This window comes from Duncaniella freteri, assembly GCF_004766125.1.
In the GTDB taxonomy this organism is placed as follows: domain Bacteria; phylum Bacteroidota; class Bacteroidia; order Bacteroidales; family Muribaculaceae; genus Duncaniella; species Duncaniella freteri.
The window spans coordinates 430,728-444,961 of record NZ_SJSA01000001.1 but is presented as its reverse complement, the minus strand read 5'-3'; the positions used below and the strand labels follow the sequence as shown (position 1 = coordinate 444,961).

Genomic DNA, 14,234 nt, shown 5'->3' with positions numbered 1-14,234 from the left:
CCCATCAGGTGGGTTAAATTTGTGCCGTAACCTTAAAATACTTATCCTATGGCAACTCCATTTGTCATCTCGTCACGAGTGATTGACACGGTAAACTCTCTTCCGCCAGAGGACCGCATATCCATAAGCAATGCCTTAAGTGCGGAATTCATTCTCGGCAACGATCCTTCGGAGTCCCTGACCCCGATGCAGAACATGCTTTATGCGATGATACGTTTCTATGTGGTACATGACACGGAGCGAAGCGTTGATTCCATGGCGTCGGGCGGATCGCCTGGGGTTTCAATCGAGCCAGGCAGGTGTGCCCTCGGTTGAGAATCCGGAGTATGCGCATACGGCATAACGGTATCCCTTTTCGGTACCGACTTCATATCGAGGTTCGTAGGTCACTCCTATTAGGAAGGCCCCATCTATGCCGTCGCCATTTTCGTCCATGGCTTCCAGGATTGAAACCTCGTCGGGCACTGCGTATACGGTGTAGCGTCTGACACCGTTTATGGGGTGCCATGAGAGGGAGCCATGTCTCAGTTTCAGATTGCGTGGCGGCTCTGTTGTCTCTTCGGCGGACTTGATTGCCGGAGTGAGTGACGGGTATGCGAACAGTTCGCCGGACAGAGTGTGTGACACTTTCGGAAGAAATTTCGCGCTGTATATCATTATGCCCTGATTGCCGTCGATATTTGACCGGCGGTTGCAGTCGATCTGCCGTTCGAGGTCGCGCCTGTGCTCGGCAAGGCTTCCGGTGTTGATGCGCTCAAGGGTCACGCTTGTGTAAAGATGTGAGCCATACATGTTGGCCGTGGAGTACCACCATTTGGCAAGCGGTATGTAAGGGGCGGTGTCGTGGGTTGTTGGCCAGTAGATCTGAGGCGACACGAAGTCGACTGTGCCCTGATACATCATGCCCAACGGGTCGGAGTATATCTCTTTGTATTGCCAGTCGGAGGCTTTGACGTTTACACATTCGGCACCCCATTTTGCTGCGGATGTCTCGTCTTTTCCTGCAACTCCGGCAGGGGATATGCCAAATCGCACATAAGGCTTGGTGTCGCTTATCATGCTTTTAACGTCGGCTATTGCCTTGTGGATGTTTGCTCTGCGCCAGTCACCGAATGTCATCCATGGAGATTCGTTCCGGTATAGGTGATAGTCAGGGGCATCGGAGGTTTCAGGTATGCGGTTAGGGTAGAAATAGTCGTCGAAAATGAGTCCGTCGATGTCATATCCTTCTACAATCTCACGGCATATATCGACTATGTGTTGTCGGGCTTCCTCAAGGCCAGGATTGAACACCGTGTATTTCCCATGGCTCAGGAGCCAGCCATTGTCTTTCCATTTTTTGTCCTGCGGGGAACTGTAGTCGGTACCGGATGACCATCTGAACGGGTTGACCCAGGCGTAGCATTCAAGTCCTCGTCGGTGGCATTCGGCAGTGACCCATTCCAGCGGGTCCCATCCGGGATCGGTGCCGCGTTTGCCGCTGACAAAAGAGCTCCATGGCTCTAATTCGGAGCGGAACATGACGTCTGCCATCCCTCTTACCTGGAAACAGACTGTGGTGAGATTCATCTGCTTGCATCGGTCGAGAATGTCGCTGAGCTGCTGCTGTTGCTGGTGTCGGATATTCTCGGAGACCCCTTGTTTTGATGGCCAGTCTATGCCCCATACTGTGGCTATCCACACGCCTCGCATCTCTCTCTTCGGGGATGCGGCGACGGATGCCGCCATTGACATAAACAACAGGGATAGAACTATATTTTTCAGGCTGAATAGCGGTGCGATTGATTTCATGTCGGTATAATTAGCGCAAAATTAACACAATTTTCAACAATTATCACTCTCGGGCTTGGACTTTTTCGTAAAAATGACTAATTTTGCAAGTTGAAACGCTAACGCTCTCGTAGCCTACCTTGATAAATATGTACAAATACCTCTTAGTGCTGCTCGCAACCGTCGCCCTGGCTTCCTGTGGCGAGTATCAGCGTGTACTCAAAAGCAATGATGCTGACTATCGCTTGGATTTCGCGAAACGAGCATTTGAAGAGAAACGATATACTCAGGCGGCGACAGCCCTTGAGAATGTGCCGCAGGTGTTCAAAGGCTCTGAAAAGGCTGAGGACGCTCTGTATCTTCTTGCTCTGTCGAATTATGAGAACAAGGATTATGAGACCGCCGGCACATACTTCAAGCAGTATTATCAGCGTTACCCGAAAGGGAAGCACACCGAGCTTTCAAGGTTCTATGCCGGATACGGTTATTACCTCGATTCTCCCGACTCCCAGCTTGACCAGTCGGGGACTATAAAGGCCATTCAGGAGTTGCAGGGGTTCCTTGACTATTTCCCAAGGAGCGACAAGGTGTCTATCGCGCAGAATGCTATATTCGAGCTTCAGGACAAGCTCACCCTTAAGCAGCTTGAGAATGCCCAGCTTTATTACAATCTCGGGACTTATCTCGGCAATAACTATGAGAGTGCTGTGATAGTGGCGCGCAATGCCATAAAGGATTATCCCTATTCCAAGTATAAGGAGGATCTGGAGCTGCTTATATTGAAAGCCAGATATCAGGAGGCTCGTGAGAGTGTTGATGAAAAGAAGGCCGAACGCTATTCGGTGGTCATTGACGAGTACTATTCATTCATCAATAACTATCCTGACACCCCCAACCGTGAGGAGGCTGACAATATATTCAAGATAGCCAGCCGATATGTAAAGGAGTGATGCCGGTCTATAGCCGACTGCTCGCCGCATGTTCTCACTCATTAACATTCAAGAAGAAAACAATCGTATATACCAAACAATGGACTACAAAAAGACCAACGCCCCTCTCAACACTCAGACCCGCGACCTCATCACAATGAGCGAGGACACCGGCAACGTATACGAAACCGTCTGCATCATCGCAAAACGAGCTAATCAGATCGCTTCGGAGATGAAGCATGACCTTGAGAAGAAGCTTCAGGAATTTGCCTCCCTCAATGATAACCTTGAGGAGGTTTCCGAGAACCGCGAGCAGATTGAGATCTCTCGTTTCTATGAGCGGTTGCCAAAGCCTACCCTTATAGCCACTCAGGAGTATCTTGAGCATAAGGTCCATTTCCGCAATCCTTCCAAGGATATAGATCAGGATTGACCGGAGGTCGGGTCCCCGCTTTGTGGCTTCACGAAAAAAGTGAATGCAAATGTTGCATAGTTCGGGATTAATTACTAAATTTGCACGCTCTTTTGAGCATAATATCAATATTCATCCACTTTAAACATCTGTATCAATGCACTTGAATTCTGATGAAAAAGTAGAAATCTTTGAGAAGTACGGTAAGGGCAAGACTGACACTGGCTCACCCGAAGCACAGATTGCATTATTCTCTGTCCGTATTGCTCATTTGACCGAACACCTTCGGGCAAATCACAAAGATTATACGACTGCACGAGCTCTTAAGGCTTTGGTAGGTAAGCGTCGTCGTCTTCTCGACTATCTGATCCGCAAGGATATCAACCGCTACCGTGCCATAATCGCACAGAAGGAGCTCGGTATCAGAAAGTAATTTCATCCTGGGTTTATCCAGGGGTATTACTTGAAGATTACCACACATGCCACCGAAACTCAGTTTCGGTGGCATGTGACGTTTATGGGTATGCCGATTTCTGTTGAGGCTGCTGATGGGCTTAGCTTTGAGTATATAAAGCAACTCGGGCTGCTGAATTTATATCCAGCAGCCCGAAGCAATAAGTTTATCAAGCTGTAATTATAAGAATTACTTGCCTGCTATAGAGCTTGATACTGTGAGGCGGAGACGACCTTTGGCACGACGACGCGCAAGTACCTTGCGTCCATCGGGTGTAGCCATGCGGGCACGGAATCCGTGCTTGTTAACTCTCTTTCTGTTAGAAGGTTGAAATGTTCTTTTCATTGCCGTATATGGTTTATTTTTTGTTATTCCACATTTTGAGGTGCAAATTTAAACAAAAAATCCCATAAAGGCAAGTGTATTTCATGTTTCTTAACAAATTTCCTGTTTTATGTCGGCGCACCATTCCTTGATTCTGACCTCGGTATCCTCGGGATGGTTCACATTGTCGATGCACAGCCCGACGGTCATGCCCTTTATGTCGCTTTCAGAATTGTTGTATGTGTAGCCGTCGTTGTTGAATGGAGCGAAGAATTCTGCGTGGGTGTCATGGAGGCGATGGTATATCTCGCCTACTGAATTGCAGAATGTGTCGCTCATGGAATCGTCACCGCATCCGAATATTGCGACCATCTTGCCGCTGAGATCGATGACTTGCAGCCCGTCAAGGAATGTGTCCATGTCGTCCTGAAGGTCACCTGCGTCCCATGTGCTTGCCCCGAGTATAAGCACGTCATATCCGGCGGTTGCGGAGGGTGGTGTCGATGCGGTGTTGTGTACATCGGATTGCTCCACTCCGAGACATTTTGCTATCATGTGTGCCACATTTTCGGTGGTGCCGGTGGTTGAACCGTAGAAAATTCCTATCTTTTTCATGTCAAATGATGTATGTGTCGTACCATACAAACATCTATGTGTGTCATGATGTTCAGAGTAGGGATATTTCATAGTTATGGGCTGTCCCTTTTAGGAAAATAATATTCTCCAAAAGTTTGAATTTGCAAATCTAAATTACTAATTTTGTTTTTCAAAACACCACAGACTAAAATATGCCTACATCCTATTCGCCCATAGATGAATCGTCCTACTCCGATAGTGGCTCATTTGATCCGGAAGAGATGCTTAATGCGCATGTTTCCGGAGATGTGAACATTGCGCCACAGCAGCCTGTAGCATCAGTCGCACAGGAGCGGCCTTCCCCATCGCCAAATACCGGACAGCCGGTGTCGGCAGCCTCTGCATCCCCGATTGACAATAGTGCCGGGGTAGGTGACGGACGGTCGACACATGTATCTGCGATGAATCATGTGGCGTCATCTTCGTCGTTTATGGCTATTCTGGATAAGATACATAGCCTAAGGCTATTTAAGTTTCTTGGTATAATCCTGTTCTTCTTTGCTGCGTATGCATTTGTGGTGAGTTGCTCCTATTTTTTCACCATAGGATCGGACCAGAGTGCGGTGCTCAATGGTGAGGCAGCTCTTGAAATGTATGAGAACGCAGGACGTAAATTTGGCGCAATGCTTGCTCATACGCTTGTGTATGAGTGGCTTGGCATTGGCGCGTTCATCCTGATATTTTATATCGGGGCCTGCGGACTGTCAATGATAGGTATCTATCGTCCAGGATTTTGGGGGATGACTATGAGGTGTCTGCTATTTACGGTTACATTGTCTGTGATTCTCGGTCTTGTAAACTGTGAGGTGGCTACGCCTGTTTATCTCGGCGGTATGCATGGTCAGGTGCTCAATCAGCGTCTTATAGCATATTCAGGGATATGGGGAGCTTTGGCTGTGAGTCTCATACTTGGTTCGATGGTGGCATTGCTCTACCTGAATGAGCTGAAGCGGGCAGCATCTGTGGCTTCAGCCGGAATAGAGGGCTATCGTAGGCGACAGGCAGAGCGAAAAGCGAGGCGTGAGGCTCGAAAAGCAGAGGCAGAACGAGCAAAAGCTATTGAAATGGAGCGTCTTGCTCAGGAGCGGGCCGAAAAAGAACGCATCGAGCAGGAGCGCATAGCTCAGGAACGAGCTGAGAAAGAAAGATTTGCCCAGGAACGGCTTGAGAAATTGAAAGCTGAAAACGAGAAGGCTGACAAGGTGCCTGTAGCAGCTGTTGCTTCGGCTAAACCAGCAATGACTGCGGGGAATGAACAGGTAGCATCTGATGAGAATACGGTTGATAAAAACGTATCAGACATTATTGTGGGGTCAGCGGTACAAGAGCCTGCTGCAAAGCCTGCCGCTGTGTCAGCGGACATCAATGAGATGCCGCCACTCTTTTCCACTCCGGCTGTTGCAGTTGTTGATAAAAAAGAAGAGATTGTACCGGAAGCCGATTACGATTCTGATGATGAGATATGTGAGAGCTCAGAGGAGGAAGAGGTGTCAGAGCCTCTTGCCCCGCTTTTCCATGACTCGCCGGCTGTTGCTGTTGTCGCTGATCGAGATCCGGCAGCCATTGATCCGCGTGACAGACCGTTGTATGATCCTCGTGCCGACTTGTCGCGATTTGAATTCCCGACCCTTGATCTCCTCAACAATGTGGAATCCCGCCAGAGCGTTGATGCCGAGGAGATGGAGGAGAACAACGCCCGCATCACCAAGACACTTAGCGACTATGGCATTGCCATTTCCAATATAAAAGCTACGGTAGGACCTACTGTAACCCTATATGAGATAATTCCTGCCGAGGGTGTCAGGATTGCCAAGATCAAGAATCTTGAGGATGATATCGCGCTCAGTCTTGCAGCTTTGGGTATACGTATCATAGCACCTATCCCCGGCAAGGGCACTATCGGTATCGAGGTTCCTAACAAGGACCCGCAGACGGTGTCGATGCGTTCGGTGTTTGAGAGCGACAAGTTCCGAAACAGCACAATGGAGCTGCCTATGGCAATAGGCCGTACAGTCTCCAATGACGTGTATATGGCAGACCTTACCAAGATGCCTCACTTACTTGTGGCAGGAGCTACCGGTATGGGTAAATCAGTTGGGCTTAACGCTATAATCACATCTCTTCTGTATAAGAAACATCCTTCGGAACTCAAGTTTGTGATGGTCGACCCTAAGAAGGTGGAGTTCAGCCTGTATGCTAAACTTGAACGCCATTACCTCGCCAAGCTTCCCGATGAGGAGGACGCCATCATCACCGACCCACAGAAAGTGGTGGCTACGCTTAATTCGCTGTGTATAGAGATGGAGAACCGTTATGCTCTCCTTAAGGATGCGCAGATGAGGAATGTAAAGGAGTATAATGACCGTTTCGTGCATCATGCTCTCAATCCGGAGCGAGGTCACCGTTACCTGCCGTATATAGTGGTGATAGTCGATGAGTTCGCTGACCTTATAATCACCGCAGGAAAAGAGGTGGAGACTCCGATTGCACGTATAGCCCAGATGGCACGTGCGGTGGGTATCCATATGATTCTTGCTACCCAACGACCGTCCACCAACGTGATAACAGGTGTCATCAAAGCTAACTTCCCGGGACGTATAGCCTTCCGAGTGTTCCAGATGGTGGACTCCCGTACAATCATAGACCGTCCGGGTGCGAATCAGCTTATAGGACGAGGAGACCTGCTGTTCAGCAATAACGGTAAGATCGACCGTGTGCAGTGTGCATTCATCGATACTCCAGAGGTTACGGCTGTGTGTGACTTCATAGACCGTCAGGTGGGCTATGCCAGCGCGTACGAGCTTCCTGAATACACTCCTGAGAGCAGTGACAGCGGATCGGTGGCTTCACTTGGGGACCGTGACCCTCTATTTGACGAGTGTGCCCGACTGGTTGTGTCGACTGACACGGCATCAACGTCATCGTTGCAGCGTCGCTACTCCATAGGCTATAACCGTGCAGGTAAAATCATGGACCAGATGGAAGCCGCAGGTATAGTGGGGCCATCTCAGGGTGGAAAGCCGCGCCAGGTGCTGGTAGATCCCATGACCCTTGAACGTATACTTGAAAATAAAGCGTCATGAGAAGATTGTTTTCAATAGTATCATTGCTAATGGTTGCATTGTGTGTCGGTGCAGCCTCATCCGGTGGAGCTCTGTTGCAGCGTTGTGCCGCCAAGATCAAGAGTGCGCCGAGCCTTAGCGTGACTTATACTGTATCGGCTGACGGTAATACTGCCGAAGGGCTTTTGGTGCTCCAGGGGGAGATGTTCACTATATCGACACCTGGAATGGTGTCGTGGTATGACGGCAAGTCGCAATGGACGTATTCCGACCAGATAGGGGAGGTGAATGTGATCAGTCCGACAGCAGAAGAAGTACAGCAGATAAATCCGTTTGCAATTGTGAAATCGTTCTCATCCTCATATTCATCCGAGCAGGTGAAGTCATCGTCGGCCGGCGTGACAACGCTACGCCTCACAGCAAATAACCGGAAGAGCGATATCTCATCGGCTGATGTCACAATCAATGACAAGACGCTTTATCCGACACGCATTGTCCTTACGATGTCCAACCGTCAGAAAGTGACAATCAATATAAAGAATGTGAAAGCGGGAGGCAAGCTGCCGGTGAGCAATTTCCGGTTTGATGCCAAGCGTTATCCCAATGTCCAGGTGATCGATCTGAGATAGAACATATAAGTAAGTCAACCAATTTAATATCATAAAATTCACCCTAAATTTCAAATCATCAATTACGCTGTAATATGTCAGAAATCAAGACTCGCTGCCTCATTGTAGGTTCAGGCCCTGCCGGCTACACAGCCGCCATCTACACATCACGTGCCAACATCTCTCCTCTCGTAATCGAGGGCATACAGCCCGGCGGACAGCTCACACAGACCACAGAGGTCGAGAATTTCCCCGGTTATCCCCAGGGAGTCCAGGGTCCGCAACTCATGGAGGATCTGCGCAACCAGGCTCTCCGGTTCGGAGCGGACATACGTCCGGGACTTGTCGTTGAGGCTGACCTCAGCAAGCGTCCGTTCGTAGCCAAGCTTGACAACGGTGACACTGTGATAGCTGAAACAATGATTATCGCGACAGGTGCATCGGCCAAGTATCTCGGTCTGACCGACGAGAAGAAGTACAACGGTCTGGGCGTATCGGCCTGCGCCACATGTGACGGTTTCTTCTACCGCAAGCGCAAGGTGGCTGTGGTAGGCGGAGGTGACACAGCCTGTGAAGAAGCTATTTATCTGAGCAATCTCGCATCGGAGGTCTATCTGATTGTGCGCAAGCCTTATCTGCGTGCCTCCAAGGTGATGGCTGAACGTGTCATGAACAAGGAGAATATAAAGGTGCTTTTCAATACCAACACCGTGGGTCTCTATGGTGAAGAGTATGTGGAGGGAGCACACCTTGTAGAGCATGTGGGAACTGAGCAGGAGCGTCGTTATGATCTTCCCATCGACGGTTTCTTCCTTGCCATAGGTCACAAGCCCAATACTGATGTGTTCCGTCCCATGGTGGAATGTGACGAGCAGGGTTATGTCAAAGTCAAGGGCAATGGCACGGCAACCAATGTAGAGGGTGTGTTCGCTGCCGGCGATGTTGCCGATCCGGTATACCGTCAGGCTATTGCCGCAGCGGGATCGGGCTGCAAGGCTGCTCTTGATGTGGAGCGTTTCCTCTCAGAACACGCTCAATGATTGATTTTCGAGCACTCGAACCAATAGATGTCGACACTCTGTACCGTTGGGAGAATGATCCTGCGGTGTGGGGTGTCGGCTCTACTATGGCTCCTTATTCGCGAAAGCAGTTGTGGGATTATGTGGATTCCTATGACGGAGATATTTTCACAGCCAGGCAACTCAGGCTTATGATAACAATACCCTCAGGGAAAGATGGCGAGGTGAAGGAGACCGTAGGGACTGTTGACCTCTATGATTTCGACCCTGTGAACTCAAGGTGTGCGGTGGGGATATTGATAGCTCCTGAGTATCGCCGCAGGGGGTATGCATATGACGCATTGATCCGTGTTGCGGATTATTGTCATAAAAGGCTTTCACTCCATCAGCTTTATTGTGTGGTAGGTGCCGAAAATGAGCCGAGCAGATCATTGTTTGAGAAGGCGGGATACAAGGTGTCCGGACGCCTGCGCTCATGGCTCCGCTCCGGTGGTGCATATTCGGATGCGTTTATTTATCAGATGATGCTACCTTTTGATCGAGTCGGCAAACAGGGTGCGGTTGAGCAGTGAGCGTCCCAAAGTGATTTCGTCGGTGTGTTCTATCTCATTTCCCACGGATACCCCTCGGGCAAGCTGTGTGATCCTGACATCGGTATATGGCGCAAGGCGTCGGTATATGTAATAGTTGGTTGTCTCCCCTTCCATAGTCGCGCTTAAGGCAAGGATCACTTCCTTGACTTCGCCTGCCGCCACACGTTCCACAAGTGAATTGATCTCAAGCACGTCAGGGCCTATGCCGTCCATTGGGGATATCACACCTCCGAGCACATGGTAGACACCGGTGTATTGTCCGGTGTTCTCGAAGCTCATCACGTCTTTGACATTCTCTACGACACACACACAGCTGCGGTCGCGGCGGGAGTCTGCGCATATCGGGCATACATCGGTCTCGGATATGTTGTGGCACACTCCGCAATATCTCACACCTTTGCGCATGTTTATTATTGCCTGCCCGAGAGCTGTGCCCGCAGACTCGTCGGCGCGCAATATATGCAGGGCGAGGCGCAGGGCGGTCTTGCGTCCGATACCAGGGAGTCGGGAGAGCTCAGTCACAGCTTCTTCCAATAATCTTGAGGCAAATTCCTGTTGCATAATTACAAAATTACGCATTTTCTGCCTAACAAACATCTCCGAGCATAGAAAAGATTTGCGATAATTGATAATTATACCTAATTTTGCACTCTGAATTGGAAACCATATCCATGAAATTTCAGTAACCAACAGAAATGGAAATAATTCGCACTGTCGCTGAATTACAAGCCAAGCTCGGTGAAGCACGTTCACGTGGCACCATAGGTCTTGTACCCACAATGGGTGCTCTCCATGCCGGACACCTCTCGCTCATCGAAAGAGCTCGTGAAGAGAACGATACCGTAGTGGTCAGCGTCTTTGTCAACCCAACACAGTTCAATAATCCTACCGACCTCGCAACCTATCCGCGCACCGAGGAGGCCGATGCCGCTCTTATGGAGGGTGCAGGTGTGGATTATGCTTTCATGCCTTCGGTTGAGGAGGTGTATCCCGAGCCGGACAACAGACAGTTTGACCTCGGTCCTGTAGCTGAAGTGATGGAGGGTGCTATGCGTCCCGGCCACTTCAACGGTGTGGCACAGGTGGTAAGCAAGCTGTTCCGCTTCACGGAGCCTACACGCGCATATTTTGGAGAAAAGGACTTCCAGCAGATAGCGGTGATACGCCGTATGGTCGAGCTTGAAGGATTCGAGGGGCTTGAGATAGTGGATTGCCCTATAAAGCGAGAGACAGACGGACTGGCGTTGAGCTCGCGTAACGTGCGTCTTTCGGCGGAGCAGCGTTCGGTGGCACCTGTGATAGCTCAAGTGCTCCGTTCAAGTCTTATCAAGGCAAGAGAAATGTCACTTGCCGACACCAAGAAATGGGTGACAGACACAATAAACGTGTTTCCGTTTATGAATGTGGAATATTATGAGATAGTCGACGCTCTCACTATGCAGCCTATAGCCGAGTGGAGCGAATCGGAGCAACCGGTGGGATGCATCACAGTGTTCTGTGGCGATGTGCGGCTTATTGACAATATTAAATACGTGCGATAATGACACTCGAAATTCTCAAGTCCAAGATACACCGCGTATCTGTCACCGAGGCCCGTCTCGACTACATCGGCAGTATCACCATAGACCGTGACCTGATGGATGCCGCCGGCATATTCCCAGGTGAGCGTGTATACATAGTCGACAACAACAATGGTGAGCGTTTCGATACTTACGCCATCGAAGGTCCAAGAGGATCGGGTGTGATATGCCTGAACGGAGCGGCTGCCCGCAAGGTGCAGGTTGGCGATGTGGTAATAATAATGAGTTATGCGCAAATGACTCCTGAAGAGGCCGCCACATTCACTCCTAAGGTGATATTTCCCGACACTTTGACCAACCGTCTTGTCGAGCTGTAGTCTCCTCGTTGCTTGAACCCCCTGAAAGAGAACCCCTCCTATACCATAATATATGTTTGAAAATCTAAGCGAAAGGCTCGAAAGGAGCTTCAAGATACTGAAAGGTGAAGGTAAGATCACCGAAATCAATGTAGCCGAAACCCTTAAGGATGTGCGTCGTGCCCTGTTGGAAGCCGACGTTAACTTCAAGGTTGCCAAGCAGTTTACCGATGAGGTGAAGAGCAAGGCCATGGGGCAGAATGTAATCAATGCCATCAAGCCTGGTGAACTCATGGTGAAGATTGTACATGACGAGCTTGCCAGGCTTATGGGTGGCGAGACAGCTCAGGTCAATCTCTCCGGCAATCCGACGGTGATACTTATGTCGGGATTGCAGGGTTCGGGCAAGACTACTTTTTCGGGTAAGCTTGCCAGGAAGCTCAAGTCGGAGCAAGGCAAGCGTCCTTTGCTTGTGGCATGTGACGTGTACCGTCCGGCAGCGATTGACCAGCTGAAAGTACTTGCAGAGCAGATCAATGTCCCTGTCTATACTGAGGACGGCAATAAGAATCCGGTAGAGATTGCCGAGAATGCCATACGTCATGCCAAGGCCAATCATCTTGACCTTGTGATCATCGATACCGCAGGCCGCCTTGCTGTCGATGAGCAGATGATGCAGGAGATTGCTGCGATAAAGAAGGCCGTGAAGCCGCAGGAGACACTTTTCGTGGTGGACTCAATGACTGGTCAGGATGCTGTGAACACAGCCAAGGAGTTCAATGACCGTCTTGATTTTGATGGAGTGGTGCTCACGAAGCTTGACGGTGACACCCGTGGCGGTGCCGCGCTGTCGATACGTACAGTGGTGACCAAGCCTATTAAGTTTGTGGGTACAGGGGAGAAGCTTGATGCGCTTGACCTTTTCCATCCATCACGTATGGCTGACCGTATCCTCGGCATGGGTGACATCGTATCGCTCGTGGAGAAGGCACAGAACGCTTATGACGAGAAACAGGCCCGCGAACTTCAGCGTAAGATAGCCAAGAATCAGTTCAATTTCAATGATTTCCTCCAGCAGATACAGCAGATACAGAAGATGGGCAACCTCAAGGAGCTCGCTTCAATGATCCCCGGTGTGGGTAAGGCTATCAAGGATGTAGATATTGACGACAATGCTTTCAAGGGTATTGAGGCCATAATCCGTTCGATGACCGAGCAGGAGCGTCAGCATCCAGAGATAATAAACGGTTCACGCCGCAAGCGTATCGCGAAGGGCTCCGGAACAGATATACAGGAGGTGAACCGTCTCATCAAGCAGTTTGAGGAGGCACGCAAAATGATGAAGGCTGTCACCGGCATCAAGAATCCTATGGCACTTATGCGTGGCATGAAGGGAATGCGCCGGTAATGTACCGAAAAATAGAATCACAATTCAATACTTTCAACTCTATACCTGAGAAATATGACTCTTATCGACGGAAAGAAAGTGGCCGATGACATCAAACGCGAGATAGCGGCCGAAGTTGACAACATGGTTGCCGCAGGAATGCGTCGCCCTCATCTTGCCGCCATTCTTGTAGGACATGACGGCGGTTCGGAAACTTATGTGGCAAACAAGGTCAAGGCTTGCGAAATGTGCGGGTTCAAGTCCACTCTTATCCGTTATGAGGAGGATGTGACCGAGCAGGAGCTGCTTGACACGATAGCACGTTTCAATGCCGATCCGGATGTGGATGGGTTCATAGTGCAGCTGCCTCTCCCGCGACATATCTCTGAGCAGCGTATCATCGAGGCGATAGATTACCGAAAGGATGTAGATGGTTTCCATCCTGTCAATGTGGGGCGTATGTCAATAGGACTTCCCTGCTTTGTGTCAGCCACACCCGCAGGAATCATTGAACTTCTACGCCGCTATAATGTGCCTACACGCGGTGCCAATTGTGTGGTGCTTGGCAGAAGTAATATAGTGGGTAAGCCTGTCGCCAGCCTGATGATGCAGAAAGCTGATCCGGGAAATGCCACGGTGACTGTGCTTCACAGCGCATCACGTGATATCAAAGAGAAGTGTGCTGAAGCTGACATAATAATAGCGGCCCTCGGAAGTCCGGGATTTGTGACTGAGGATATGGTAAAACCAGGCGCGACAATTATTGATGTGGGTACCACACGAGTGCCTGACGCTTCGCGGAAGAGCGGTTTCCGTCTTAGCGGGGATGTAGATTTCGATAATGTGGCTCCTAAGTGTGCTTTTATAACTCCGGTGCCTGGAGGTGTTGGTCCTATGACAATCTGTTCGCTGATGAAGAATACTCTTCTTGCTGCCAAGAAAGAGATCTATTCGTAATCGCGAAATAATATAGAAAGACAGAAGAACAGGAGAATTTTTTTGAGAGAACAAAACTATGGTTCTTTGATCAAAAAAGTTCTCCTGATCTTTTTTAGACCATAGAGCCATAGGGATAAGACAGTAGAACAGGAGAACATTTTGTGGAGAGAACGAGATGTTGGAAAACTATAGTTCTTTGGTCTAAAGAGTCATACTGTTCCTGAG

General features: G+C 49.6%; 16 protein-coding genes. 12 read left to right on the top strand and 4 right to left on the bottom strand.

What is annotated here, in order from left to right; genetic code table 11:
- The first annotated feature begins 48 nt into the window (after window positions 1–48).
- Window positions 49–315, top strand: coding sequence for a hypothetical protein (locus EZ315_RS01930; RefSeq protein ID WP_135470135.1), 267 nt, complete (start codon window positions 49–51; stop codon window positions 313–315).
- On the opposite strand, the gene EZ315_RS01925 is transcribed toward EZ315_RS01930, so the two are convergent.
- The gene (locus EZ315_RS01925; RefSeq protein ID WP_135470133.1) at window positions 283–1,791 is read right to left on the bottom strand and encodes a glycoside hydrolase family 10 protein; all 1,509 of its coding nucleotides are present in this window, start codon (window positions 1,789–1,791) and stop codon (window positions 283–285) included. The two genes, EZ315_RS01930 and EZ315_RS01925, sit on opposite strands and share 33 nt — an antisense overlap.
- A gap of 128 nt (window positions 1,792–1,919) precedes the next feature.
- Between EZ315_RS01925 and EZ315_RS01920 the strand changes: the two genes are divergently transcribed.
- The 3 genes from EZ315_RS01920 to rpsO all read left to right on the top strand — a co-directional run bounded on the left by EZ315_RS01920 (window position 1,920) and on the right by rpsO (window position 3,544).
- Entirely contained in the window at window positions 1,920–2,720 is an 801-nt protein-coding gene (locus tag EZ315_RS01920) for an outer membrane protein assembly factor BamD (protein ID WP_135470131.1), read from the top strand.
- 79 nt (window positions 2,721–2,799) lie between these two features.
- Complete coding sequence (locus EZ315_RS01915) at window positions 2,800–3,132, top strand: DNA-directed RNA polymerase subunit omega (RefSeq protein ID WP_135470130.1); 333 nt, start codon at window positions 2,800–2,802, stop codon at window positions 3,130–3,132.
- Window positions 3,133–3,268: 136 nt separating this feature from the next.
- A complete protein-coding gene (gene rpsO / locus EZ315_RS01910; RefSeq protein WP_135470128.1) occupies window positions 3,269–3,544 on the top strand; it encodes a 30S ribosomal protein S15 in 276 nt (91 codons plus the stop codon).
- Between the two features lie 210 nt (window positions 3,545–3,754).
- Here rpsO and rpmH read toward each other — a convergent pair whose 3' ends face one another.
- A complete protein-coding gene (gene rpmH, locus EZ315_RS01905; protein ID WP_135470126.1) occupies window positions 3,755–3,910 on the bottom strand; it encodes a 50S ribosomal protein L34 in 156 nt (51 codons plus the stop codon).
- A 90-nt stretch (window positions 3,911–4,000) separates the two neighbouring features.
- The gene (locus EZ315_RS01900; protein WP_135470125.1) at window positions 4,001–4,504 is read right to left on the bottom strand and encodes a flavodoxin; all 504 of its coding nucleotides are present in this window, start codon (window positions 4,502–4,504) and stop codon (window positions 4,001–4,003) included.
- Between the two features lie 173 nt (window positions 4,505–4,677).
- Between EZ315_RS01900 and EZ315_RS01895 the strand changes: the two genes are divergently transcribed.
- The 4 genes from EZ315_RS01895 (at window position 4,678) to EZ315_RS01880 (ending at window position 9,786) form a co-directional block, all read left to right on the top strand.
- Window positions 4,678–7,608 carry an FtsK/SpoIIIE family DNA translocase gene (locus tag EZ315_RS01895; RefSeq protein WP_242452475.1) on the top strand — a complete coding sequence of 977 codons (2,931 nt, stop codon included), beginning with the start codon at window positions 4,678–4,680 and terminating at the stop codon, window positions 7,606–7,608.
- Entirely contained in the window at window positions 7,605–8,216 is a 612-nt protein-coding gene (locus tag EZ315_RS01890; protein WP_135470123.1) for a LolA family protein, read from the top strand. Before EZ315_RS01895 ends, EZ315_RS01890 begins: the two co-directional genes overlap by 4 nt.
- Before the next feature lie 74 nt (window positions 8,217–8,290).
- A complete protein-coding gene (gene trxB, locus EZ315_RS01885) occupies window positions 8,291–9,235 on the top strand; it encodes a thioredoxin-disulfide reductase (RefSeq protein WP_135470121.1) in 945 nt (314 codons plus the stop codon).
- Window positions 9,232–9,786 (top strand): GNAT family N-acetyltransferase, encoded by a 555-nt coding sequence (locus tag EZ315_RS01880; RefSeq protein WP_135470119.1) that lies wholly within the window; start codon window positions 9,232–9,234, stop codon window positions 9,784–9,786. The genes trxB and EZ315_RS01880 overlap by 4 nt, the downstream gene beginning before the upstream one ends.
- Here the strand turns inward: EZ315_RS01880 and recR are convergent.
- Complete coding sequence (gene recR / locus EZ315_RS01875; protein WP_135470118.1) at window positions 9,742–10,368, bottom strand: recombination mediator RecR; 627 nt, start codon at window positions 10,366–10,368, stop codon at window positions 9,742–9,744. The genes EZ315_RS01880 and recR overlap by 45 nt on opposite strands.
- Window positions 10,369–10,502: 134 nt before the next feature.
- Between recR and panC the strand changes: the two genes are divergently transcribed.
- From panC to folD, 4 genes are read left to right on the top strand one after another with little or no spacing between them, the layout of a single operon-like run.
- Complete coding sequence (panC, locus tag EZ315_RS01870) at window positions 10,503–11,348, top strand: pantoate--beta-alanine ligase (RefSeq protein ID WP_135470116.1); 846 nt, start codon at window positions 10,503–10,505, stop codon at window positions 11,346–11,348.
- Window positions 11,348–11,704: an aspartate 1-decarboxylase gene (gene panD, locus EZ315_RS01865; RefSeq protein WP_135470114.1), complete on the top strand. Its 357-nt coding sequence runs from the start codon at window positions 11,348–11,350 to the stop codon at window positions 11,702–11,704. The genes panC and panD overlap by 1 nt, the downstream gene beginning before the upstream one ends.
- Before the next feature lie 52 nt (window positions 11,705–11,756).
- Window positions 11,757–13,091: a signal recognition particle protein gene (gene ffh, locus EZ315_RS01860; protein ID WP_135470112.1), complete on the top strand. Its 1,335-nt coding sequence runs from the start codon at window positions 11,757–11,759 to the stop codon at window positions 13,089–13,091.
- Window positions 13,092–13,145: 54 nt separating this feature from the next.
- Window positions 13,146–14,027 carry a bifunctional methylenetetrahydrofolate dehydrogenase/methenyltetrahydrofolate cyclohydrolase FolD gene (folD, locus tag EZ315_RS01855; RefSeq protein ID WP_135470111.1) on the top strand — a complete coding sequence of 294 codons (882 nt, stop codon included), beginning with the start codon at window positions 13,146–13,148 and terminating at the stop codon, window positions 14,025–14,027.
- The last annotated feature ends 207 nt before the right edge of the window (window positions 14,028–14,234 follow it).

Excerpts from the sequence above, each read along its gene's own strand:
- EZ315_RS01930 (WP_135470135.1), top strand. The coding sequence starts at position 49 with ATGGCAACTCCATTTGTCATCTCGTCACGAGTGATTGACACGGTAAAC.
- EZ315_RS01925 (WP_135470133.1), bottom strand. The coding sequence starts at position 1,791 with ATGAAATCAATCGCACCGCTATTCAGCCTGAAAAATATAGTTCTATCC.
- EZ315_RS01920 (WP_135470131.1), top strand. The coding sequence starts at position 1,920 with ATGTACAAATACCTCTTAGTGCTGCTCGCAACCGTCGCCCTGGCTTCC.
- EZ315_RS01915 (WP_135470130.1), top strand. The coding sequence starts at position 2,800 with ATGGACTACAAAAAGACCAACGCCCCTCTCAACACTCAGACCCGCGAC.
- rpsO (WP_135470128.1), top strand. The coding sequence starts at position 3,269 with ATGCACTTGAATTCTGATGAAAAAGTAGAAATCTTTGAGAAGTACGGT.
- rpmH (WP_135470126.1), bottom strand. The coding sequence starts at position 3,910 with ATGAAAAGAACATTTCAACCTTCTAACAGAAAGAGAGTTAACAAGCAC.
- EZ315_RS01900 (WP_135470125.1), bottom strand. The coding sequence starts at position 4,504 with ATGAAAAAGATAGGAATTTTCTACGGTTCAACCACCGGCACCACCGAA.
- EZ315_RS01895 (WP_242452475.1), top strand. The coding sequence starts at position 4,678 with ATGCCTACATCCTATTCGCCCATAGATGAATCGTCCTACTCCGATAGT.
- EZ315_RS01890 (WP_135470123.1), top strand. The coding sequence starts at position 7,605 with ATGAGAAGATTGTTTTCAATAGTATCATTGCTAATGGTTGCATTGTGT.
- trxB (WP_135470121.1), top strand. The coding sequence starts at position 8,291 with ATGTCAGAAATCAAGACTCGCTGCCTCATTGTAGGTTCAGGCCCTGCC.
- EZ315_RS01880 (WP_135470119.1), top strand. The coding sequence starts at position 9,232 with ATGATTGATTTTCGAGCACTCGAACCAATAGATGTCGACACTCTGTAC.
- recR (WP_135470118.1), bottom strand. The coding sequence starts at position 10,368 with ATGCAACAGGAATTTGCCTCAAGATTATTGGAAGAAGCTGTGACTGAG.
- panC (WP_135470116.1), top strand. The coding sequence starts at position 10,503 with ATGGAAATAATTCGCACTGTCGCTGAATTACAAGCCAAGCTCGGTGAA.
- panD (WP_135470114.1), top strand. The coding sequence starts at position 11,348 with ATGACACTCGAAATTCTCAAGTCCAAGATACACCGCGTATCTGTCACC.
- ffh (WP_135470112.1), top strand. The coding sequence starts at position 11,757 with ATGTTTGAAAATCTAAGCGAAAGGCTCGAAAGGAGCTTCAAGATACTG.
- folD (WP_135470111.1), top strand. The coding sequence starts at position 13,146 with ATGACTCTTATCGACGGAAAGAAAGTGGCCGATGACATCAAACGCGAG.